The 23,000-nt window shown below is 56.4% G+C and carries 13 protein-coding genes and 5 pseudogenes; 7 read left to right on the top strand and 11 right to left on the bottom strand.

Translation table 11 applies throughout. The features are described 5' to 3' along the window. From ABDZ36_RS05305 to ABDZ36_RS05285, 5 genes and pseudogenes are all read right to left on the bottom strand, one after another. On the bottom strand, nucleotides 1-369 hold a 369-nt coding region (locus ABDZ36_RS05305; protein ID WP_343749236.1), incomplete at its 3' end, for a hypothetical protein. 91 nt (nucleotides 370-460) lie between these two features. Continuing rightward, nucleotides 461-1,381, bottom strand: a complete 921-nt coding sequence (locus ABDZ36_RS05300; protein WP_211312499.1) for a transcription initiation factor IIB — start codon at nucleotides 1,379-1,381, stop codon at nucleotides 461-463. Between the two features lie 85 nt (nucleotides 1,382-1,466). Continuing rightward, on the bottom strand, nucleotides 1,467-1,913 hold the full coding sequence (locus tag ABDZ36_RS05295) for a toxin-antitoxin system TumE family protein (protein ID WP_020220545.1): 447 nt from the start codon (nucleotides 1,911-1,913) through the stop codon (nucleotides 1,467-1,469). After that, nucleotides 1,910-2,485 (bottom strand): DUF7342 family protein, encoded by a 576-nt coding sequence (locus tag ABDZ36_RS05290; RefSeq protein ID WP_211312498.1) that lies wholly within the window; start codon nucleotides 2,483-2,485, stop codon nucleotides 1,910-1,912. Before ABDZ36_RS05290 ends, ABDZ36_RS05295 begins: the two co-directional genes overlap by 4 nt. A gap of 55 nt (nucleotides 2,486-2,540) precedes the next feature. Then, nucleotides 2,541-2,806: pseudogene (locus tag ABDZ36_RS05285) on the bottom strand (type II toxin-antitoxin system HicB family antitoxin). A gap of 877 nt (nucleotides 2,807-3,683) precedes the next feature. Here ABDZ36_RS05285 and ABDZ36_RS05280 point away from each other — a divergent pair. The 3 genes and pseudogenes from ABDZ36_RS05280 (at nucleotide 3,684) to ABDZ36_RS05270 (ending at nucleotide 7,594) form a co-directional block, all read left to right on the top strand. Beyond that, the gene (locus ABDZ36_RS05280) at nucleotides 3,684-4,886 is read left to right on the top strand and encodes a Cdc6/Cdc18 family protein (RefSeq protein WP_188873265.1); all 1,203 of its coding nucleotides are present in this window, start codon (nucleotides 3,684-3,686) and stop codon (nucleotides 4,884-4,886) included. Nucleotides 4,887-5,822: 936 nt separating this feature from the next. Beyond that, a pseudogene (locus ABDZ36_RS05275) lies at nucleotides 5,823-6,278 on the top strand (ISH3 family transposase); the annotation flags it as partial. A gap of 305 nt (nucleotides 6,279-6,583) precedes the next feature. After that, nucleotides 6,584-7,594: a restriction endonuclease gene (locus ABDZ36_RS05270; RefSeq protein WP_211313482.1), complete on the top strand. Its 1,011-nt coding sequence runs from the start codon at nucleotides 6,584-6,586 to the stop codon at nucleotides 7,592-7,594. Nucleotides 7,595-7,706: 112 nt separating this feature from the next. On the opposite strand, the pseudogene ABDZ36_RS05265 reads toward ABDZ36_RS05270, so the two are convergent. Both ABDZ36_RS05265 and ABDZ36_RS05260 read right to left on the bottom strand, forming a co-directional pair. Next, nucleotides 7,707-8,068 (bottom strand): annotated as a pseudogene (locus ABDZ36_RS05265) (transposase domain-containing protein); the annotation flags it as partial. 142 nt (nucleotides 8,069-8,210) lie between these two features. Beyond that, on the bottom strand, nucleotides 8,211-17,588 hold the full coding sequence (locus ABDZ36_RS05260) for a DUF5797 family protein (RefSeq protein ID WP_211313481.1): 9,378 nt from the start codon (nucleotides 17,586-17,588) through the stop codon (nucleotides 8,211-8,213). Nucleotides 17,589-17,678: 90 nt separating this feature from the next. Between ABDZ36_RS05260 and ABDZ36_RS05255 the strand changes: the two genes are divergently transcribed. Continuing rightward, complete coding sequence (locus tag ABDZ36_RS05255) at nucleotides 17,679-17,972, top strand: DUF8139 family protein (RefSeq protein WP_425545305.1); 294 nt, start codon at nucleotides 17,679-17,681, stop codon at nucleotides 17,970-17,972. Between the two features lie 207 nt (nucleotides 17,973-18,179). Here the strand turns inward: ABDZ36_RS05255 and ABDZ36_RS05250 are convergent, their stop codons facing one another. Both ABDZ36_RS05250 and ABDZ36_RS05245 read right to left on the bottom strand, forming a co-directional pair. Next, a complete protein-coding gene (locus ABDZ36_RS05250) occupies nucleotides 18,180-19,070 on the bottom strand; it encodes a DNA-binding protein (RefSeq protein WP_211313480.1) in 891 nt (296 codons plus the stop codon). A gap of 636 nt (nucleotides 19,071-19,706) precedes the next feature. Then, entirely contained in the window at nucleotides 19,707-20,021 is a 315-nt protein-coding gene (locus ABDZ36_RS05245) for a DUF7718 family protein (protein ID WP_211313479.1), read from the bottom strand. Between the two features lie 115 nt (nucleotides 20,022-20,136). On the opposite strand from ABDZ36_RS05245, the gene ABDZ36_RS05240 reads away from it, so the two are divergent. Together ABDZ36_RS05240 and ABDZ36_RS05235 are read left to right on the top strand one after the other, a co-directional pair. Beyond that, nucleotides 20,137-20,463, top strand: a complete 327-nt coding sequence (locus tag ABDZ36_RS05240; protein WP_229732389.1) for an HVO_A0114 family putative DNA-binding protein — start codon at nucleotides 20,137-20,139, stop codon at nucleotides 20,461-20,463. Between the two features lie 134 nt (nucleotides 20,464-20,597). Next, on the top strand, nucleotides 20,598-21,026 hold the full coding sequence (locus ABDZ36_RS05235) for a DUF7342 family protein (protein WP_211313478.1): 429 nt from the start codon (nucleotides 20,598-20,600) through the stop codon (nucleotides 21,024-21,026). A 132-nt stretch (nucleotides 21,027-21,158) separates the two neighbouring features. Here ABDZ36_RS05235 and ABDZ36_RS05230 read toward each other — a convergent pair. Both ABDZ36_RS05230 and ABDZ36_RS05225 read right to left on the bottom strand, forming a co-directional pair. Beyond that, nucleotides 21,159-21,672 (bottom strand): annotated as a pseudogene (locus ABDZ36_RS05230) (hypothetical protein). Beyond that, nucleotides 21,673-21,936 (bottom strand): hypothetical protein, encoded by a 264-nt coding sequence (locus ABDZ36_RS05225; RefSeq protein ID WP_188873238.1) that lies wholly within the window; start codon nucleotides 21,934-21,936, stop codon nucleotides 21,673-21,675. It abuts the pseudogene before it with no gap. Between the two features lie 273 nt (nucleotides 21,937-22,209). On the opposite strand from ABDZ36_RS05225, the pseudogene ABDZ36_RS05220 reads away from it, so the two are divergent. Beyond that, nucleotides 22,210-22,932: pseudogene (locus tag ABDZ36_RS05220) on the top strand (OPT family oligopeptide transporter); the annotation flags it as partial. Nucleotides 22,933-23,000: the final 68 nt, after the last annotated feature.

The following is a 23,000-nucleotide window of genomic DNA, read 5'->3' as shown; positions in this document are numbered from 1 at the left end:
CTCGGGACAGTTCACCCAGCCCTGCCCGAACGCCGCTCCAAACCCCTCATCGGGGTACCACTCGTGTTTCTCTCCACAGTTCGGGCAGTCAACGCGTGGGGGCTGAATCTCCGCGGCCTCCTGCTGGAGATAGTGATTCCCCTGGTAGGCACGACAGTGCTGGCAGACGTTGCCCCAGACTCGCTTCTCAAGAGTCCTACTATATACTCGCTCGACTGGCGTTTCATACTCCGCGAGCAATGCTCCGAGTGGCGTATCCAGATGGTCGTTGCGGGGCCACACAACCGGCGTGTCCTCACCACACTTCCAGCACTCCGTCTGCCACGTCACGAACTTCTCGTGATCTGCGGGGAACTCTTCCGGGAGCATCGTTGCTCCCCTTGTTCGCTCTATTCATATTTGGCTGCTTCTACGCCTTGACGCAGTATCCTCGCTGCCTAACTACAGAATTAGATTCGGACTACTCGAGTGCTGCGCGGAGTGTATTGCGATGCGTCCGAATCGTCGTTGTCGTGACGCCTGCGGCGTCCGCGACTGCAGCCTGTGTAAGTCGATACTCGCTCTCCTGAGCTACGTAGTAGAGGCAGGCCGCAGCGAATCCCGGTGGCGACACCCCCTGCGCGAGAGATTTGGCCTCGGCGTGCTCCGCGAGCGTCCGCGCTTGTCGCCGGACGCTGTCGGGGACGTCGAGATTGGAGGCGAAACGTGGGAGGTACGCGTGTGGCTGCACCGGCTGGGCCGGCAGTCCGAGCTCTTTGTTCAGGGTCGCGTAGGCGTTGGTCACACGATTCTCCCCAACACGTGCGGCCTCAACGACGTCCGCGAGTGGGAGTGAGCGGCCGTTGCATCGGCAGGCGGCGTAGACGCTCGCTGCCGCCACCGCCTCGATCGACCGCCCTGGGAGGAGTCCCTCGGAGTGGGCGCTGCGGAAGAGCTGGCACGCCTGCTCCTGGAGCGTGTCGTCGACGTCGAGCACGATCGCGACTCGCTGTACCTCTCCAAGTCCGTGGCTCAGGTTTCGCTCCTGTTTGGAACGGAACCGCCCCCGTTTCTGCTCGCGACGTAGTCGGCCGAGCTGCCGGCGCTTCTTCGCCGAGAGCGCATTCCCCTTCCCGTCGCGTTTCCGCCCGATCGTCGTCGAGAGTCCTCGGTCGTGGCGCGATGTCGTCAATGGAGCACCTGTTCGCTCGGTCTCCTCCTCGTACACCGGCTCCCCGCTATGGTCGATTGCGTGTTCTTCCAGGACGAGTCCGCACGCCTCGCAGACTGTCTCCACCGTGTTCGTCGCCACTCGCCCACCGCATTCCGGGCAGCCGTTCGTCTGATTGTCAGTCTGGACGTCCTCGTCGAAACCGTTCGCGTAGATCTCTCTCGAAGCCATCCTGATCACGAGGTATCCGGGGAGCGCGTCGGTCCGCCGAACTCCTCACCCCTCTCTGGGGGTGACAAACAGACTGTGGAGTCAGCTAGTCGGTCCAGAAGCCACGCTGGCGGTCCTCAACTTCGCTTAAGACTGCTGCAAGAACGTCCCGCCAGTCAGCGGGATGGCTGGTATCCTCCCCCGGCGTCGGCGCGTCCGGCCCTGGGTGAATGTGATCTAACGCGTTGTGCGTCGAGGGATGCCGGTCCCACCGATGGTCAAACTCGCTCTCGGCATGGCTTTCGTGGTAGTGAATGGAGAACGTTCCATTCTCAAACCAGACGATGTCGAGACGTGCCTCGTTAACCTGTACTGGGTAGAGCGCGGAATCGAAGACACAGACGAGCCGCTCTGGTGCGGTCGGCGGCGACTCCTCAATTCGAGCGAAGCGAGCATCGTTTCCGAGACGCTCAGCGATGATCGAGAGCCGTTCGAAATCGACCGGTGCACCATCACCGACGTCGAGCTCGGGCGTCTCGCCACCGTCGCTCATGCCGGCGACTGCTGGCCAGCAGCACCGTCGTCCACACCAGTGAGCGCGCGTTCGAGGAGTGCGATCCGCCGTCGCGTCGTCATCCAGAAAGAGACGTCCTCCCAGACGTCCTCCACCCGTTGGTCGTGTTCCCGTGCGTACGCCGTGATCGAGACGTCCTCGGGTGTGTCGACGTCGAACTCGGTCGCGTACGACTCATCGCGGTCCGTCGCAGCCTGGAGGAACTCGAGCAGTTCGTCCTGCGAGTACTGCTCTTGGAGGTGCTGTATGCGCCGCCACTGGAGATATGCCTCGTTGCGCTCGTACGTCGCCGGCGCCTCCGTCACCCGCGTGACGACGCCCATGCGCTCGAACCACTCCAAGTACTCACGTGCGGCATCCACACCATGCTCGGCACGCTCCGCGACCTCCTCGACAGTCGTTGGGCTATCGAGAGTCAGGATCGCATCAAAGAAGTCGTCGCGCGTCCGTCCTCCGCGGACGACGTCCTCGGGTGGTGTGAGCGCATCGAAGTTCGGAGCGTTCCGCTGCTCCGCCGCGTCGGCTTGCAACTCCTCACGCGGTTTCTTCATACTACTCCCAACGCAATCAGACGGGATAAATATTCCTCTAGACGGAATATTCCGTCTACTTGAGGAAGTCCGGACGGTCGGTGTCGCGAGTCGTGGTCGCCTCGGGGTCGATCCCCAGCTCGCGGAGTTCCGCATCGGTCGGTTCGTGGCCGATCTCGCCCTTGTGGAGCGCGACTGCCTCATCGAGATTCTCTAACGCGTCAACTCGCGACTTCCTTGCGTCGTGACGCCGGTCTCAACGTCCGTCGCGATCCACCAGTCGTCCTCCCGCCACAGCCGAATCTCCCCCGGACGCGGACTCTCCTTCGACGACCCAGCCATTATCGCCTAATTCGGCCGCTAACCGGTAACTATCCGGTGCTGTCAACCACCCGTTGTGCGGAACGACACCGATCTTAACCAACATATGGCGGTGTTTCTAGTTCAGTGTTGGTTAATCGAAGCGGGCCCTCCACTGGTTCCGGAGTTAACTCACGTACAGTAGCGTCGTGTCAGGAGATGCGGTGGCAGATGATTTCGGTGCTCCCGCAGGCAGGGCATTCGTTAGTCGAAGGATTAACGGTCGCACCGCAGCGCCGGCACTCCACGACTCTCTCCGGTTGTGCTGTGGGCGAGAGCACTCGCTTGAGTAAGCGAATCATGTGTTAGGCCCCCTTGGGAGCGGGGACGCGGCCAGAGGAGGGGCTAGCCGATGTTGGAGCGTGTGACAGTGGGCGCGAAGCGCGCTCCCCCTCCTAGCTGGTTCGATGCACTCAAGGCGGATATAGTCCAGTGACTTCCATGGCCGGCACCTCCCACACACCACTTTTCACGAGTGTTTGTGGGCGAATGGCATAGCGGTGGCTGGTAGGGAGACACCAGATTTCACGAGAGTTGTTATGGACTCCAGAGGGGGAGAGACACACCACTTTTCACGAGAGTTTCCATGATCAAGGGCCGGGGTGAAACAAGATACAAGGTTCTCCTAGAAAGAGACTAGACAGAAATAATCTTATTTCTACCCACTACGGATACTGTTTCTGCACGCTCTACTTATTCTTTTCCCATTCAATGGGTTGTCGTAGGCTGCTCTACTCTTGTAGTTCCAATACTCGTGAAAAGTGGTGTGTCTCTGTTTTATATACCGCTAACTCTCGTGAGACTCGTGACTCTCATGAAGCATAGGTGTTTAAGTAACTCCTGTCCCATGACACCACCAATGGGGCTCGCACCGTTCGCACCCGACAATACCATCTTCAAGAACGAAACCGCGCTCCGAGACAGCTACCGGCCCGACGAACTCCTTGAGCGCGACGAGGAACTCGCCGCCTACCAAAGCGCCCTTCGCCCAGTCATCAACGGCGCCCAACCCAAGAACATCTTCCTCTACGGCGAAACCGGCGTCGGAAAAACCCTTGCCACCCGAATGGTTCTCGACCGCCTCCGCCAGGACCAAGCCGACTACGACCATCTTGACCTCCATACCGTCAACCTCGTCTGCAAGTCGATGGGGTCCAGCTACCAGGTTGCTGTCAATCTTGTAAACGAATTCCGCGACCTACACGAGGAGATTAACTCCACTGGCCACCCCGCCAGCGACGTCTACAACAAACTCTGGACGCACCTTGAGGAGCTCGATGCTACCCACTGCCTCATTGTTCTCGACGAAATCGACGCGATCGGCAGTGATGACAACCTCCTCTACGAACTCCCACGCGCCAACGATAACGGGAATGTCGAGAGTACCTGGGTTGGCGTTATCGGTATCTCGAACGACTTTACGTTCCGGGAGAGCCTCAGTGCGCGCGTCACAGATAGCCTCTGCGACGAGGAGATTCACTTCCCGCCCTATGACGCGAACCAACTCCGCAAAATCCTCACCCAACGCTCCCAGGACGCCTTCCGCGACGACGTGCTCAGCGGCGACGTCATCCCTCTCTGCGCTGCCCAAACCGCCCAAAAGTATGGGAGTGCACGGCAGGCATTGAAGCGTCTCTACAAGGCCGGCGACCTCGCTCGCGATGAGGGTGCTGACGAGGTCACTGAAGACCACATCCGACAGGCTGACGATCTGGTTGAACGCGATAAAGTCCAGAGCGAACTCTCCAAGCTCCCTACCCAGGCGAAAATTGCGCTCTACGGCCTCCTCATGCTCGACGACGACGGGAAGACGCCCGCGAAGCGCTCCAAGATCTACGAGCGCTACTCGATCGCAGCGAAGCAACTTGGTGCGGACGTCGTCTCCGACCGCACCATCCACGACAACCTCAGCCAACTCACCCTCAAGGGCTTCCTCGACGTCAACGAACAAAACGAAGGCCCGAACGGCGGCAGCTACTACGAATACGAATTCAGCATCCGCCCTGACCTTGCTCGCGATGTCCTCCGACACGACGGCCGCACCGGCGACCTCTGGGAATAGTTCCCGTTAGGTTCTGTAGAGCCCTAGCCGGTTATTCGTCAGTAGAACAGCGTACCCGTATCACGATTTTGAATACAGCCCTCTGGGCTGTCTGTACTCCGCTATTCTCGCCACTAGCGGTCTTCCGCTGCACCGGAAATAGTACTCTCTCCCTCCCCCTGATTCCTCCTTTCCTCCACCTCCCGGATATACTGCTCCTTCACCGGCCGGTCAGCGTATTTCTCGCCTCATCACAGTAGTTAACTACTCAACAAGAAATACTACTCCCCACTGGAAACGCCACTTCAGCTAATCTAATAGAGGTTCGCTAACTCGTGCAATCTGGGGGGTCCGCTGTCGCCGCGAAAGACCACGAGTGCTCGCCGAGCAATCAACTAGCAGGCGGCAACACAAAACACGACTGCGATGACACCATCACCGAAGCATACGTTGCGGCAATTCGTGACCACGTCAATCGCGGCCAGCTCCGGAATCGGATTCATGACCAGCCGACCATTCGTCTTTAGCTAAGACCAGTGGTAATATCTCGTGTAAATATTATGTATGGAAGAAATACTAGGGCGAATATAGCGACTGAACCGCTGTTACTACTGATAGTAGACGATACAGATTCTTTAGAGTCCCTATTTTCGGCCCATAGCGGTCGTGTTCTAACAAAATCTACCTCCAGATCTATGCTATTCAGTATTACTCTGAGTATTAGCTAAAGACGAATGCCAGAACGATGTACACACCAAGTCAAGGATTCTGACGACCAAGATCACAACAGAGCTTCGAGGCTCGGATTGACGAGAAATCAAGGTAGAAGGACTGCCATTCGTCGATGTGACAGTGACGCTGAGCACGATAGTCAACGAAGACCCCCCAGAATTCGGCGTCACTCGTCCAAATTGATGACCTCACGAAAACCGATCGATTTATTCGGGAGGCGATGCGAGCACGGAACTCGACGGTCACATCCTGACCGTCGAGTTCCCCATCTACATCGACGCGACGTACCAGCAGGGACGCTACGATGAGCATCGGGTGGCGTGTCACGGCTACGCCGTGGACGCGCCGTTCATCGAGACGCCACGCGAAGCGCGATACCACTACGCGAAACGCTTCGGTATCGAGGCAAGCTACCGCCTCTCCGAGCACAGTCTCACGACGATATCAACGCGAGATCCGGCTGTTCGGCTGTTGTACATGGTGGTGAGTCTGGTGTTGTAGAACGTCTGGCGGTATCTGCACTGGCAGTACGTGGCGATGCCCCGCCGTGGGGGGCGTCGCCTCTGGAAGTGGCCGTTCGCAGAGTCCATCGAGATGGTGTGCCGGGCAGCGTGGATGGCCCTCGCGGTGCGTCGGGCTGTCCCCGCAAACCGGCCACCGGACGACCGGTTCATCCGGTAGCTTCGACCGAGCACGCCCTGCTCGTGAGTGACGACTCTGTCACGTCGGCCGCTGACCGCCGTCGACAACTCTCCCTCTCATTCGCTGCTTCTTACTCACTGTCACCGTTTAGCAGGTCAAACAGCCGGGTTCACACCGAGTTCGTTGCTGATGCTTTGTGAGGTACTGAGAGTGGCTTGAACAGCTTATCCATTACTATAGCCACAGATCGCATCAAACTCTATGGAAAGACACCGATACAGGTGGTCCAGAACTAGACAGTGCTAGGGAAAGAATAATATGCACTGGATGACAAGTCTACGACTATGGACTCATCTGTCTTTAAACAACGCATTAAGTCTTTATCGCCCTCTGAGTTTGAGGAGTTCATAGCTGAAATATGGGGGGCCAAAGGTTGGTCAACCACCGTCACTAGTCGTAGCGATGACCGGGGAACTGATATTATTGCAACCCGCGATAGCGGCGAAAAGGAACTAATTCAGGTTAAGCGCTATCGTGAGGGGAACTCGGTTGGAAGCAAGGAGGTACGCAATTACGCAACATTATATCAACAGAAGGAGGATGTTGACTCTGTTGTAATCGTCACATCTAACTCGTTTACGGACCCCGGCAGGGAGTTGGCACACGATCTCGATGTTCGCGCTATCGAGGAGATTCGACTCTATGAACTGGTTGACGAAGTTGATCTATTCGAGTATCTCTCGAATAACTCTGAATCTGAGATTTCCCAGCAGGAAGGACAGACATCTTTACCAGAGGGTTATAGCGATGCACTACGTGAGGCAGCGACAGTACTGACAGAACTTTCAGATGCCATGAATATAATTAAGGAGCTAGGGGAAGTCGATGACATCGAATATATATTTGCAAAAAATGACTTTTCGTCTGATGATTTTGACAGCATTTTGCTTTTTCATGACCACTGGGTAGGGGTTGCAGACGATGCGTTCCAGATTGCTGAGCGGCTCCGTGACCTTCCAGAGGAGTCCTTCCCGTCCGATCTTCGGTCCCTAATCGAATTACAAATCGGTCTTCTTGAATCACTGGGTGAGGAAATTAGCCTCGCAATTCGATATAAAGAAAAGCTGTTGAATACGAGGCTTGAGGGCTCTCCGATAGAGATAGGCGAACACAAACAGCTACTAGATATGGATGAGGTTATCAGTTGTAACATTCTACCTCCCGCCGAGACTGCCGATCTCGAAACGCTGAAGAAAAAACAAGACCAGCGGATGGATCAAGTTACTATGCTCATCCAGAAAACTGGACTCTTGTCTAAGAAACGCAAGGAGATCGTCGATCAATATAATAGATAGGCTCTACCAAGGAACCGTCGCCACCATACTATGGTGAAACGCTCTTGGGAAGCAGGTTGTTGGTCAGGTAGAGCAGGCACTGGAGAAGCGTAGCGGGCAAAATACATCGTGTTTAGCTAAGCGAGTTCCACCTGCCGGCAGGCTTGCAACCACGTTTCGGCGGTCTCTGGATCGACGTGGCTAAAACTATTTCTGAACGAGGAAGTCCGTCGTTTTATTTCTCTAAAGACACGCTCTACGGCATTCCGATTTCCGTGTTAAACGGCCTGAAATCGGAGGCTAGCTCGCTGGAGTGCGGCGGCGAGATTCTGGGCGTGATCGACGAGAAACACGGCGTCTTTGACGTCGTGTTTCTCACGAAACTCCCCGAAGAAACTGCTGTGTGGGTGCTGTCGTAAACAGCCTCAAATGTAGGAATTCGCTCGTCTCTGGACCGACGGCAGCCTACAGCCAGAACTGCTTTCCATTAACCTGGTTGGCTCTGTTGAAAACATTCAGCCTTAACTAAACACTACGCTCAATGTCTCGTCTATTTGAATGTTAGGTTGATTCAATGGTTGGAGTGATCGTTTCGCTGACTGTGGCTTTCGTAGAGGGAGTTAGATCGGTCGTAGAGTTACTTTGTATTCCTCCCGTCACTCTCGGATGAGTTGGCCGCGTTCTGGCTGGCACTCGCAGGGCAGTGTGCGGAATCACGCCAGTGATCTCTGAACGCGTCTTCACTATTGAAGACTTTCTCGTCGCAGTAGGGGCAGGGGACTTTCCAACCCTTATCTGGGAAGTGAATCCAAGGGAATGTTCCGTCAGGATTCTCAATGTCAAATTCGACCTTGGGGTGGCGAGCCTGGCGGTCTCGCGCCTCACTTTCTGGTGTGGAATCGCTACTGGTTTGGTCGTCCTCTTTGCTAACTGTAGATGAGTTTGCCTTTGTCGTGATATCGCTCCATTCTGCTTGAGTGGTTTGTTGAATCTCTTCCGGGGGCGTTGGTGCGGGGCCGTTACACCGGTCTGCGTCCTGCCAGTGCGTGACAAATGCGTCCTGTGTGTTGTGGACGTGCGAGCCACAGTAGGGACAAGGGACTCGCCACTGAGATCGATCATAGTCCAGGAAGGGGAAGGACTCATCTGTACTTCGAGATGGGATAACCTCGCTGTTTGAATCCGGTTCTGATGGAACCTGAGTCGGTGCTGAAGCGGAAACAGACGGATAAATCCGAGAGAGTAGCACAGCGTCCGGATTTTTCGCTGTGTTCAGTGAGAGTCGCTCATCTGCCGATATGAGATTTTCTTCGCTAAGGAGGGAGATTGCGTCGCTGATGCGAGTTTGAATTCGGCTCCCGCGGCGTTCGTATCCGAACAGTCGAGTTGTCTCAAGGATGAGATCGTCTTCTTCGATATCCCCGCCCTCCTGTAGGAGGAGGGTGATTGCTTTCGCAATCTCTTCAAGCGGGATTTCGTCGATTGTCCGTGTGGCCGCTTCTGTGTTAACCCGGATATCGAAGTCTAGCTTGTTGATCGGGGGCCAAAGAAACTCTCCGTGCTCGTGGACTTCATCCCGTTCCTTGAGTTCATCAAGCCGATTTCGGAATATCCGTTGGACTTTTTGACCCGCACGTGACTGCCCCCAAACGTCAAGATAGGTCCGAATCGCGGTATCGTATTTGAGCGGGCCGTTCTGAATGATTGTATCACGAATCGAATTGCGACTCGCCTGATCCATCCCCTGCTTATCCGCATCATATCGCTCGTTCCACTCTAGTGAGGGTTTCTCATACTCGGAGATTTCAGTGTGCTCGTACTTCGAGCTGCGCTCGATGATTTCTGGGTCGTGCGAGGGGATGTCAGGATCCGGTGAGGAGTCTGGCTGGCCAGTGAGGAGTTTCTCCACTCGCTCATTGATCTTCTTGAGTTCCTGTTCACGATTCGAGGCCCAGTCCGGTGACCAGATTCGGTGAATCGTCCAGCCTAAGTCTTCGAGCACCATTTGGCGGGTGCGGTCTCGGTCGCGGGCTGTTTTCGAGGAATGGTATGCGGCTCCGTCGCATTCGATGCCGAGGATGAATCTCCCGGGCTGTTCGGGGTGTTTGATTGCGAGGTCGATGCTGTATCCGGAGCTTTTGACTTGGGAGATGACATCGTGGCCTTCTGCTTCGAGGGCGTCATAGACGGCCTCTTCGAATTGTGAATCGAAGTCCAGCGTGTCTGTGACGTGATCGTTTCGAGCGAGCGCCTGTTCGCCTTTCCGGGCGTATTCAAGGTAGTTCTTGAAGTGTTTCGCTCCGGTGCTGTTGGAGCCCGAGAGGTCGATATCGCCGGGGAGCATCGAGCAGACGACCGTGACTTGTTCTTTTGCGCGGGTTACTGCGACGTTGAGTCGGCGTTCGCCGCCGCTTTTGTTTATTGGGCCGAAGTTCGTTGAGATCGTGCCGTCCTGTGCGGGCCCGTACCCGACGCTGAAGATCATTCGGTCGCGTTCGTCGCCTTGGACCATTTCGAGATTCTTGATGAAGAACTCATCAAGTACGTCGTCTTGGCTGACGAATGTATCCAGTATGGGGTTCTCCTCGCGTCGCTCGGCGAGGGCGTCATGGATTGCTTGTTCTTGGGCGCTGCTGAATGCGACGACGCCGAGGCTTTTGTCGCTGCGTTCTTCTGCGTGGTCTTCGATCAGGTCGATGACGCGCTGGGCTTCAATCTCGTTTTGGCGTGAGCCGCCGCGATCGTAGACGCCGTCTTCGACGTATTCGAAGGAAACGCCGGTTTCGACGTCAGGGTCGTTCTCCGGGAATGTCCGGAGACTGTTGTTGTAGTAATGGTGATTCGAGAACTGAATGAGCTCCTCTGTGCGGCTGCGGTAGTGCCAGTGGAGGTTTTTCTCGGGGAGGACTGACGCTGTTTCCTCCAGAATGCTGTCGAGGTCTTCTCTGACGTCTTCCGTTGTTTCTACGTCGGAGTGGAAGAACGACGTTGGCGGGAGCTGTTTCGTGTCGCCCGCGATGATCGCTTGGTCGGCGCGGATGAGGCTACTCACGGCGTCTTGTGGCATGATCTGGGATGCCTCGTCGAACACGACCGCGTCGAACTGGATCGAGTCTGCTTTGAGGTACTGTGCGACCGACAGCGGGCTCATCATGAAGCACGGCGTTAGCTGCGTGATGAACGGGCCTGCTTTGTCGAACAGTTCGCGCAACGGTTTGTGTCGGCGTTGTTTTTCGGTTTCTCGGCGGACAAGTACCTGTTCCGAACTGGACGCGTGTTCTAGATCCAAGGAAGGCCGATTCTTGGTGACTTCGTGCTGGACTGCTACCTTGGCCAGTTCCTGTTGCTCTTGGTCTAATCGGCGGAATTCCTCGATGTACCGTTCCAGTTCATCGGCGTTGAACGACCCGAGTTCGGTTTGCTCGTAGACACTGTTGAGCCACTTCGTGTAGAACCGTTTCTCGAAGGCAGGGACGAGATGCTTGGATTCGTAGTCGCCGTGGAGGAACCGCTCGACGTAGTCGTCACAGATCGTTTCCCGAACGGTATCCAATTGTGACTCGAACTGGACGCGGCGCTGTAAGGCCGGGACGTCCTCGCGGAGTTCTTCCAGTGTCTCCGCCAGCTCAGGGAAGGAGGCTTGTTGGAACGACGTGCCGTTGACGCGCATCTGTTCGACAGCCATCGCGTCCTGGAAAAACGTGGCTGCGTCGTCATAGGTCGTGAGTGCGTCCTCCACCTGGTCTAGCAACTGGTCTACGGAGGGGAGCGTTCCGTCGATAAGTGCTGTCGTGATTGGTTCCGTGTAGGTGGAATCGTATTCGTCAAGCTCGACGACCCAGTCTTGTGCTTGTGTTAGGGTGTCCCAGTCTGTGTCACCGCCCTGGTACAGTGGTCCGAGGCGCTGAATGACGCCACGGAAGTCTTCTCTGCGATCCTCGATGCGTTGTATTTCAGCGAGTTTGCGTGTGTCTTCAAGTAGCTGGTCGTGACCAGGATCGTAGCTGTCGTGGGCGTGATTCGTTATCTTTCGCTTGAGCGAACGATAACTCGGCTTGAGAGCCTTCAACAGGCCGTAGGCGGCGAGTTCGTTGTTGAGTTCTGCACCGTTTGCGGAGAAGAAGCTCCGCTGGTAGTTCTCTGAGAGGTCGGCGATGAGCGATTCACGCTCCTGTTCGAGTTCCGCGAGTTCATCGAACCGACCGCCCTCCTGTCCGAATGACCCGTCGAAGAACGCTTCTTGCCACGCGATATCCGGGCGGTTCGAGACGTGCTGTAACAGGTGACGAACTTCCTGGAGATTCGCGAGCGACGCCGGACGGACATCAAGATCGGACTTGACGTCGTCCGCAACCGTTTGCAGTGTCTCGATAGCATCGAGCTGCTGGTCTAGTGTGTCGCGCATCGAATCGCCGGTATCGACGCCCCACTGGCGGAGCGTCGTGTGCCGCCATGCGCTCGTTTCGTACGTGTCGAGTACGGCGTCGAACCGTGCCAGCGTCTCTAGTTCGTCGACGGCAGTTTCGAGTGTTCCCTGTCCCACGGAGAGCGGTTCCGTGATGTCGACGTCGATCCGAGGTGCGTCCGCGTGGTTGCTCACGATGCCGAATACTTGGTACGCCGTCAAATCCCACCCCGATGGAGAGAAGAACAAGTACTGGCCATACTGGTTGATGGTCTCTCGCCGTTCTCGGAGTTTGCGCAGTCGTTTCGCGCGGTCGTCTGCGGGTTTGATCTGGGGGGCTTTCAGTTCGGTTTCAAGGCTGCCGAGCACGTCCGTGTTGGTCGCTTTCTCACCATGGACTTCGAGACAAAACCGTCCGAGTCCGACGTCATCGAGCCGGTTTTTGACCACGTCGAGTGCGGCTTGCTTCTCGCTCACGAACAGGATGCGCTCGCCGGCAGCGAGTTTTTCAGCGATGATGTTCGCGATCGTCTGGCTCTTCCCGGTTCCGGGTGGGCCTTGGAGAACGAAGCTTTTCCCGCGCTTGGCCGCCTCAATTGCCGCTTGTTGACTGGAGTCGGCATCAAGAACTTGGTAGGTGTCGATGGGGTCAACGACGTCGTCAAGTTCCGATGCTGCTGGCGTCGTGATGTCACCTTCGGCGTGCTGGATTGGTCCCATTTCGCCGTTGAGCGCTTGGATGATCGGATTATTCTTGATGGTCGATCTGTTGCGTTCGAGGTCAGTGTAGAGGCTGAATTTAGTGAAATCGAAGATTCCCAGCACGACATCCGGCTGGACCGTCCATCGGTCGAAGCCACGCAGCGTTTCGTACACTGTCTCGAAGGCCGCGTCAATCTCCGTCAGCGAGAGGGCGGTGTCTGCTGGGAGGCTGATGTCCCGTTCAGCCGCGAGCTTCTTTCGCAACGCGGGGTTCAATCGGAGGCCTTCTGCTTTCGGCTTAAGAACGTAATCGTGTTTCTCGCCGTCTTGGATCGTTTTTTCTTCTAGTTCGAGGGGTGCGAGGAACAGGGGTGACAGATTTGCGTCGTCACTGTGGTCGACACTGTACCAACGGAGCATCCCGAGCGATAGGTACAGCGAATCCACCCCGCGCTCGCGGAGGTATTGCTTGTTTTTGCGCTCGATCTGGGACAGCGAGTTCGCCGCTTCATCTGGTGATCGAGTTGGGAGGAGCTCGTTTGACGCGAGGTCTGGTTGTTCGTCTTCGGTGTCGTCGGTCGGTTGTTTTCGAAGATAGAGCTCTCCGTCGTCGTCGAGTTCTGCGGCGATAGTGGTCGGGTCCGTCTCCTCGAATGGAAGGGACTTGGTTTTCGTTGGCTTGAATGCGATGAGCTTGTTCCGACGGGTGAGGTCAAGTAGCTGCGACTTCCACTCGTCAATCTTGCTATCTAGTTCATCGCCGGTTGAGGTCGACGAGTTATCGACCGATTCGTTATCTTCGAACTCAGTGATTGTATCGGCGTCTCGATCCCAGAAGATGGTTTGTTCAACGGTGGTGCCGTCGGTTTCAGTGTTGGAATCTGCGTTTTCCTCGTCCTCACCGTGCTCTAGAGTTGGTTCGTCGGGGTCAACAACTGAAGTCGTTTCAGACGGGTCGTCCTCGCTGGTATTGGCCGCTGCTTGTGGCTCATACTGTTCCCCAGCAGAATCGGGTTCTGGGGGGAATTCCTGGAGAAGCGCCAGTGCGTCATCTAACTCTTCCTCCGAAGAGACGGCAAGTGGGAGTGGGACACCGGATTGCGGTGCAACTGGGAGGGTGATTCGCTCGTCAGGATCGATAACTTGTTTCTTGATGAGTACTGCGGCATCATCGCCGTTCAGTTGCTCGGCGTGGACGGACTGGTACTCCGTTACCGTCTCGCCGTTTCCAAACACCTCACGGTACTCGGACATTTTGTGGGGATTTCGAGACCCCTGCTGCTGGCCGTAATTCGGGATGTCCTCAGTAGGGCCATTCCCGAATACGATGTCGTTAACCGCAGACCGCCACTGGTTCATCGGATGATCACTACCAACGCGATACGCGGTCTGTTCGGATTCGATTAGGCGTTCGAGAAGCGAGTCAAAGGTTCGGAAGAGCTCGTAGTATTCGGCGAGGGCGTTTGGCTCAACGGGTTGGTCTGCCTCTCGTTCAGTGGTCTCTTTCTGGCGTTCGTCCACTTGGGCGACGCCGGCAGCGTGTCGTGCGTCACTAATTGAGTCGAAGTAATTGTAGACGACGGTCGCACTGAACGGTGCGTGCTCATTGATATCGTTTACTGATGGTGATTTATCGAGGGTTGAGGCGACGTCACGAAGACCGGAGAGGACCTCGTCACGAGTGTACTTGCGCTGCTTGGATCCTTGCGGATCGTACCCTGCTTCTTGAACTGCATCGAACCACGAACCGAAGGTGTTCTGGTATTGGCTAACAGAATAGTCTCCTTGGCTCGCCATCTCAGCTTTCGTAGGAACGTCGCCGAGAGTGGTTCTCAGACGGCGAATTTCAGCAAGTAGCTCACTCTCAGTCGGATCCTTTTGCTCTGGATCAGGTGTTGTGCCTGGTCCGGTTCCAAACTTCGACTGGACGGTTTTCTTCCCAGATTGTGCGTCGTCCTTCGAGTCGTCTGTTTTGAGTGTTAGCTTGACTCCTCCATTCCGGAGTTCAATTGTCTCCTCAATCTGTGAGTGATTGCGCTGTCCCCGTTTAATGATGGATTTGAGACTTGGCTCCGCGACACTCGTTTCGGTATGATGGCTGATAATATCGGATATCGATGATTGCGTTTTTTCGAGTGTCCCCTGTATTTTGTCCGTTAACGTCTCGACACCAGATTGACCAGCCTCAACCGATAATTCACCATCATGATACGCATTGAGGAGTTGTTCAATTCGATCAAGTCCGTTAGCCGCTGCTTCCAGGGATTGTTCTTTTGCCTGGTTAGAAGCACCAACGCTCTCGAAATAATCTTCAAGCATTTCCTCATCGCTTTTCTCAAGCCCACTATTCTGATGCAGACCTTGGGTAGTCGATTCCGTATCGGAATCAGAACTGCCCTCTAACTCCGATGAGCCCCCTCGATCCGGTGTGTCACCATTCACGAGGGCTTCGGCTTCGTCACTCGCCCAGATGAGACTGTCGCTATCACGGAAGTGATAGTCTGCGAGTTCAGACTGTAGGTATTCGTGAACGTCACTGCCGGACGACAGCGCCCATCGATTCTGGAGCGTTGCGTTTTTCGTTGGTTGGAGGTGAACGAGATCCTCAATACGATCCCGCTTTGTTGCAGTCAGCGACTCGTCGTCGCCCGACACAGAATTCATTCCATCTTCCCCATCATCAGTCGTGTTCGTAGATTCGTCTGAGTCTACCGCATCCGTTACTTCATCGGTTTCCTCGCTGTGTTCCCACGCGTATTCCTCCCACTCACCCAGAATAGTCTCCAAATCTCCTGCATTGTGTTGAACAGCGCTGTAGAGGGCGGTGATATCGGCTTGGTCGACAATCTCCTTATTCCAGTCGTATTCGCCATTGGAGTCCAGTGAGTCGATGAACTGTGCGCCCTCATCTAAGAGCGTCTCAACAACGTCGCTAGACAGCGACGTTGAGGTCGCAAATCCGGGTAGCTTATCGAAACGACGGCCAAGCGAGCAGAAGCCTGCTGCCTGCTCGATAAGTTGTTTACCATCTTCCCGAGGGACCGATGCTGCTTCTGTTGGAGGGACACCGATGACGTTGTAGAACATCGCGTGTTTCGGGGTGTCGGCCGGATTCCGTAGCACCCGTCCGATACGCTGAACGAGTTCCTGATTGACACCACCAGTGGCCATATTGATTGCCACCGACGCGTGCTGCATATCGACGCCTTCCCCGAGCAGGTCACCGGTTCCGAGGAGGATCCCCGCCCCTTCCGGCTCGTCAAATTCATCGATGGTTTCTCGCTGTGCCTCACGGCTCTGGGAGCCTGAGACGAGGTACACGGACGACGGATTGGTAACTACGTCATTAAGCCGGGATTCTAATTCCTCGACTTGTGCGTTGCTGTCTGCGAGAACAACGACTTTCTCTGTTGTGTGGTGTTCGATGACGAGATCCACCACGGCGTCCAATACTGGTGATAGGTTCCACTGCTTTGTTCGCCGTGAGAACAAGCGTGTGACGAGATCCCGGAACGCTTCGTCCTGTTGTTTGAGTGTGTTCCCCTCCTTTGTGTGGGAAAATCGGCGAACGTCTTCGTATGTCTTGAGCCGGCGTTCTGTTTCGAGGGTCAATTCGCCTTGTGTGAGACGCTTCCGGAACTCACGGAAAGACCGTTCAGCACGCGTTGCGGTTTTCTCTAAGTCATCTCCGACAACGTCGTAGGGAGCATAGTGGACTTCCCAATCAAACGAAGGGATAACGCCATCCGCTCTCGCGTCCGTGATGGTGTAGCGTTTGATCTCTGGACCGATGCTGTTTGAGAGACGCTCCTTGATGCGCTCACTGTCGCTTCCAGCGTCGTCAACGGAGCCGGACATCGCTAGGACATCGCTGTCAAATTCGTCGAGAAGCGCTCCCCACTCACTGCCTGTCGCGTAGTGGTGAGCCTCATCAAGGAGAACCAAGTCGTATGCAACGTTGTCTTCATTGACGAGCGCCTGCGGGGTGCGGAAATGAATCGTTCCCCATTCGAGCGTGATGTCGTCACTTCCCGTCGTTCGGTCTTGCGGAATGTTGAGGTGCTTTTCGAACTCCCGCCGCCACTGTTCGAGGATTAAGTCACTGTGGGCGACGATGAGTACATCGTCACTGCCGCTTGAGTCCGGTGTATCAACTAGTCCACCGATGGACTGGTCATCCGGGTGCAGCTCGCCGTATTGGAGTGCAATTGCGCTGAGTCCGAGAACGGTTTTCCCGGTGGCCGTTGCCATGTCTACGTAGCCACGCTGGTTGTGCTCCCACCACTTTTGAAGTGCATCCCGCTGGTGTGCCCAGAGTGGTGTCATCATCTGGGGTTTATCCATGAGTGAGAGGAGTCCCTGTGATGCACTGTTCTCAAATTCAGTTAACAGCAGATCGACGTTTGATGCTATAGCCTCGTTGTTGAACAGTTGCGTTGTGATGTCAGAAACAGTGGCACCAGACAGATCGAACGAGACGCTCAGATCCCCTCCCACGTGTCGCATGAGGAGCTTCTCGATTACCGCCTCAGTCGCTTTCTCAATGTCGTCAATACCGAGGTCGGTCGTGGAGATATCGTGACTGAGCTCGTTGAGCTGGTAGGCAAGCAGTCCAAGTTTCTCGTCACTGACTTTTTCTTCTAGAACCGAGGGGAGGTCAGCATAGCGCCCGGCAGTTTTCTTCAAACCCCGTCGGTAATAAGTTCCTAATTCCTGTCCGAAATTGTCTTTCGAGAGAGTGAGGTCGCCGATCTGGATACCGGAGCAAATGTCCTTTGCAGTTTCGTCGATATACGGTGACCACTCCGTTTTGGGACGCTTGAGAAGGAATTCATCGTGATAGCTCTCTCCTGTCGACTGGATTCCTAACGCACGGTCGTCGGCAATATCGTCAATGTTGCGCCCCATGATGAAATTCGAGAGAGACTCTTCTGGTATGCTAGTACATACCGATTAATGTAGGTTTCGCTGATAGCAGTAAAACTCTCGTAACCATTCTTGGTTGATGAATGTGAAGAAAAACCAAATGAATTTGTTTTCTGTATCATAATATGGCTCTTCTATGAGGGAAACTACGTCCGGATCGATATTCCCGATGAGGTAGATCCTGATCATCAGGAGTATCACGAGGAACACGGGCAGGTCGTTGCCGTGTTGAGTGATGATGCGGGTTCGGTCACTGCTAACGAGCGGGATGCGCAGCTCTACCGGGTCACGTTTGATTCGGATGAGACGGCTGATCTCCGGTGGCGTGACTTGCGACCACCCATTGACGACCTCTTACAGATATAGTCCTCGGCGGCTCTGACCAGTTTCAGGACAAATATACCGAGAGAAAGGAGCACCATCCCGCTTTACCGGCGGGTGTGATTCCTGACGGCCCCACGGTTGTGGCTGCTCGCGCAGCGACCGTGTGGGAGCGAGCACGGAGCGGAGGGTGGGGTGGTGGGGCTTGGGTCTGGTCCGGCAGACAAAAAGAAAGAGGCTCGGTTGGTCGTGCTACTCCCAGTAGCGGCCGCGCTCGGGGAAGTTGATGGTGGTCCAGCCGGTGCACGTGACGGACACCCGGCCTTGGTACCAGCTTCGGGCAGCCCCGCGAATGCACACGGTCTCGCCTTCGGCTACGGCCGGCTGCGCGCTCTTCTCCCAGACCGTGAACTTGACCGTCCCAGAGTCATCTTCAAGGAGCCCGACTTGCGCGATCTTTGCACTCGAGGGGGTCCAGAGGGTCTTCACACGTCCGCGAACACTCACCTCCTGCCGATCGACATCGCCAACCCGATCGATGGGGATGATCTGTCCAGGCGCAGCTTCGAGTTCGTTTTTCACGTCGAGGACGGCACTGGGGATGTCCGCGCCGTCGCGCACCGCCTGGGCGAGCCGCCGGCTGATCGCCGCCCGCGACCACCCATCGAGCTCGCCCGCCAACCTCTCGGCCTGCTCGTTCACCGTCCCGAGTTCCGCCTGCGAGAGCATCTCGCGAGGATCGTTGTCGGGACTCAGCGACTGGTCCACGCTGGCCGCCCGCCGTTCGAACTCCCTGCTCCACGCGGCGCTCCGCTCGGCCACGACGTCGCGTGCCCGCCGCGCACGCCCCTCTTGCTCGCCCAACTCCGCTTGGGCGCTGATCCGCTCAAGTTCTGCTTCGCGTGCCTTGATGCGTTCCTCCTGTGCAAGCGTCACACCGGGAATCCGCTCTTGATCCGCGTCCGCGATCCCGTCCGGGTGGTTCGCGTCGACCTTCGCCTGCGTCTCCGCTTGGACCGTGGCCTGGAACGCCGGCGTCTCCGCCACCACCGTGAAGCCATCCTCGTCGACCGTCTCGCGCTCGCCGTCGCCAAACTGTTCATCCACCGAAACAACCTTTCCGCTTGCGTTGTTACTGGACATTGGAGTTCATACGCTCCGAAGGCGCTCACGCGCCGACCCGCCGCGATCCCTACATCGCGGCATTCCTCACACGTCCCGACAGTGACGTCTCTGCGCTCTCGCTCGCGCCTTCGCCTCGCCCCCGTGGGGGCGAGCGAGAGCGCTCGACACAGCGGCCACTATCCAGCCGCGCGCGGCGACCCGCCGGGAGCGAGCGGCCAGCGCATTCCCCGTTCGCCGCGACGCAACCCCGTCCGTCGCGGGCGGCAACGCCGCGGTCCCCCGGACCCGAACGGGTGAAGCGCTGGCGTCGAGACCAGATCCATTTTAGCCCGGACCGGGCGCGGGCGGTGCGGAGAGCGCCCGCATGCCCGGACTGGTCGGTCGCGAGCGACGCGAACGGTGAACACCGTGAACCGTGAGCAGGCGACCGGCGGCACGCGCCGAGCGCGGCGAACCGTCGCGTTACGCTGTCTATGCAGCTCCGCCGCTCGACGTATCAGCCGACGTGGCCGAACTCTGATCCGAGCGATCGCCTCGCTCGTTCCTCATCCCGATACGTTGTGAGGGATGTCACACCCCTTATCGCCGATCTGAACGCGAGAGCAACACAGCTTTGCGTAACAACGGGATGGAAGTTATCGGCGCGGTCAGGAACTAGTCCGCGTGGTTTTCTGCGTAGGTCGAGGCGTACTGCCGCCAGTTTTCTTCGAGATGTTGCTCTGCATCCCAGACTGAGAAGTCGACGTTGGTGTCTTTGGGCTGGTTACGTCTGTAGAGTCGATCGAAGTGTACTGTTTCGTGGGCGGTGTCGATTCGAGCGATCTGCACTTCACGCTCAGTGTTCGGGTCGTTGTAATGGACTGCGACGGAGAAGTCTTCGACTGTGTTGGTGTTTGGGGAGACCGAGACTGAGATGAAATAGGGCCGGCCATCGTAATGGCCTAGCAGTCGAGAGTAGAGCTTTGCCATCTTTCGAGAGATAGAGAGCCCGTCTCTTTTAATCTACTCATCGATGAGCCCCGTCAGACGGCTACTGACACAACTCTTTTAGCGTTGAGGTACGAATACAACAGTACGAGGGATTATGGCTGCGACTAAAGAACACACCCAGAAGAAGGCGGAAGTCACCCGTGCGTTAGCTCGTGCTGGCTATGACGACGTGCTGATGATCGACCGAGACACCGCAAGCACGATTCTCACCGAGAAACGCCAGGAGTTGCTGGAGCGAGTCCGTGCCGGCGACGTTGAGTCCGTTCGGCATCTCGCGAAAGAAGTTGACCGTGACAAGGCCGCAGTGAGCCGCGATCTCGAGACGCTCTTCACGTACGACCTGATCGAGTATCGCGAAGACGGATCGCGAAAAATTCCCGAATTGAAGCACGAGACAGTCATCGTCGAACCCGTCGTCTAGACGTGGACTTCATCGGCCGCGAAGACAACCTGCGAAACTCCCGACTGTCGGGCACCAGTAGACGTTCTCGCTCTCTGCCACCCCCCTCTCCAAGTACCCAAAACTACTGGGGGTCGACGGCGTAGTGATGAGTAATGTCGGAGGAAACCCCGCCGGATCTCGACCTCACTGGGGAGTGGGAGGCGAGGCTGGAAGCGCGAACGGTGGTGGAGCGCGTCTCTGAGGTTGCGATGGCGCTGACAGCGCCGACGTCGGTCACGGAGATTGCGGAGCGAGCGGACTACGCGACGGCGGAGGTACGGCCACATCTCGAGTGGCTCGTCGAACGCGGCATCCTCGAGAAAGCCACGGACGATCCTGCACACTTTGTGCGTAATGAGGCGTACGTCGAGTTTCGGCGAGTCACCGAACTGACGCGGGAGTTCGAGACGCCGGCGGCAATCGCTGACGCGATCGAGGAGTATCGCGAGCGAGAGTGCGACCTCGCGGCGTCCTTTGAGGCGGCCTCGCCCGAGCTGTCGTACTCGCGGACGTCGACTCTGACGAGGCCTACGACCGATTGAGTGAGTGGCGCGCGATCACGCGACGGCTTCGTGACCTCACCGAGGCAAAACACCGTTTGGAGTCAGACTGCAGAAGCCTTTCTCGCTGAAACTGTCTATCAGATGCCGAGACCAGGCATCGGGCGACACTGTCTACGTGTCGTTGAGGAGTGTGCGGGCGCGCTTGACGTAGCTGTTCGTCTCCCAGCTCCGAACGTCACTGATCGAATCGAGTATCGCGAGTGCGTCCGTCGACGAGAGCTGGTCGTTCCGGACGAAGACTGAGAGGAGCGTCGGCGTTGTCACGAGACGGGTGTCCGCGAGTGAGGCATGAACGAGACCGAGGCTGTTGAACTCGTCACAGAGGAAGAGCGCTGCCTCAAGGTCGTTCGCGAGCGTGACGGCGGCGTTCTCACCGTCATCGAGTGGGAAGTCGGCGTCGAGCGTCACTGCTGTCACAGAGACTGCATCGTCCCGATCGAGGACTGCCCGTCGCTGCGTCGGCGTGTCCGTCGTCATAGGACGCAATCTTCCGGAGATCATCAATGACCCTCTGTGGAACGTGGACGTCGTAGATGTCGAAACAGAGATCGAGTGGGTTTGGATCGTGGCCGACGGCTGTTCCGAGACTGACGAGGGCAGAGGTATCCGCGACGAGCGCGGTCATTTAGAGATCGGCAACGTCGTCGATGTAGTCCTGGTCGAGCTGTTCTTTCAGCACGCGGCTGTTCGCGGCATCCTCGGCACTAACGAGTGACTTGAGCTGCTCGTAGGTGATCCCGTCGTCGTAGTAGGCAGCGGCAATCTCTTGGACGAGTGCATCGTCATGCGTTGCGTCTTGGAGATACTCACGGAGTGCGGTGACGAGGATGTCGGTACGGTCCTCGTTGAGGACGTCCGCGAGTGCGTCCGCTCGAACGTGAGAGGTCAACGATAGAACTGACCCCGTGGGCTGTTGTCTTCAGCACAAATACCAGATCTACGTACCAATATGACATCATTATTTGGTATACTCCGATGTAAATCAGGTCTTCCCTCATTAAATACAGATTGTCTCCCAATTCCGGAGCCAATAACTTGAGTTCAAAACTCATATTACATATACTGAAGTACATTATCTCGGAACAAACATAGCAGGCCGCTACTAGCCAGTCATGGTACCAGCCATACGGCTAGAACCGTCTGCAACCCACCTAGCAGTCATATGTCATCAGACACACCAACCAATCACTCAAACGATAGCAGCCGAATCGGCGAATCTGCTCGCGATGGACCTAGTCCCACTATTCCGACAAGTCGGACCGTCGCTGAGCTCACGGTTAAGGCAGTTGCAATTGGTCTCGTTCTTAATGTGATTATGCTGACCGCCAATATGTATCTTGGTATGCGGTCCGGTATGACCATCAGCGCCTCTATTCCCGCAGCAGTGATGAGTATGGGTCTATTTTATGTCCTCCGTCGCGTTGGCATTGGCGGATCTCTCCTTGAAAATAACATCGTCCAGACGATGACATCGGCTGGCGAAGCGCTCGCAGCAGGTGTCATCTTTACCATCGCAGGTGTTACTTTCCTTGGTGAACCTATCGATATGATTGACACCGCAACCGTTGCCATTCTTGGCGGTCTGCTCGGCGTGTTATTCATGATCCCGATGCGGCGGTATCTCATCGTTGATAAACACAAAACGCTCCCCTATCCTGAGGGGACTGCGTGCGCCGACGTTCTTGAGGCAGGTGACAGCGGTGAAAGCGGCGTGAAACTCATCTCCTTTGGGTTCCTCCTCAGCGCCCTCTACATGTGGCTCGCAAGTGGGATGGCCGCATTTCGGACGACCATCCAGACTGCGTTCTCTGTTGGCGAAACACGGGGCTTTGCGATCGGCGGGGATTTCACACCAGCCCTCATCGGTGTCGGTTATATTATCGGGAGGGTGTCATAGAACTCTTCTCACACCGTGATGATTGTGCTTCCCGGATTGTCTCTGCGTTCGTAGTT

Source organism: Halarchaeum salinum, from assembly GCF_039520965.1.
Classification (GTDB): Archaea; Halobacteriota; Halobacteria; order Halobacteriales; family Halobacteriaceae; genus Halarchaeum; species Halarchaeum salinum.
This window is presented reverse-complemented; position numbering and strand designations above follow the sequence as displayed.

Coding starts and splice junctions, on each gene's coding strand:
- ABDZ36_RS05280 (WP_188873265.1), top strand. CDS start 3,684: ATGGGGCTCGCACCGTTCGCACCCGACAATACCATCTTCAAGAACGAA.
- ABDZ36_RS05300 (WP_211312499.1), bottom strand. CDS start 1,381: ATGGCTTCGAGAGAGATCTACGCGAACGGTTTCGACGAGGACGTCCAG.
- ABDZ36_RS05290 (WP_211312498.1), bottom strand. CDS start 2,485: ATGAAGAAACCGCGTGAGGAGTTGCAAGCCGACGCGGCGGAGCAGCGG.
- ABDZ36_RS05295 (WP_020220545.1), bottom strand. CDS start 1,913: ATGAGCGACGGTGGCGAGACGCCCGAGCTCGACGTCGGTGATGGTGCA.
- ABDZ36_RS05235 (WP_211313478.1), top strand. CDS start 20,598: ATGTCGGAGGAAACCCCGCCGGATCTCGACCTCACTGGGGAGTGGGAG.
- ABDZ36_RS05245 (WP_211313479.1), bottom strand. CDS start 20,021: ATGGCAAAGCTCTACTCTCGACTGCTAGGCCATTACGATGGCCGGCCC.
- ABDZ36_RS05260 (WP_211313481.1), bottom strand. CDS start 17,588: ATGGGGCGCAACATTGACGATATTGCCGACGACCGTGCGTTAGGAATC.
- ABDZ36_RS05250 (WP_211313480.1), bottom strand. CDS start 19,070: ATGTCCAGTAACAACGCAAGCGGAAAGGTTGTTTCGGTGGATGAACAG.
- ABDZ36_RS05270 (WP_211313482.1), top strand. CDS start 6,584: ATGGACTCATCTGTCTTTAAACAACGCATTAAGTCTTTATCGCCCTCT.
- ABDZ36_RS05240 (WP_229732389.1), top strand. CDS start 20,137: ATGGCTGCGACTAAAGAACACACCCAGAAGAAGGCGGAAGTCACCCGT.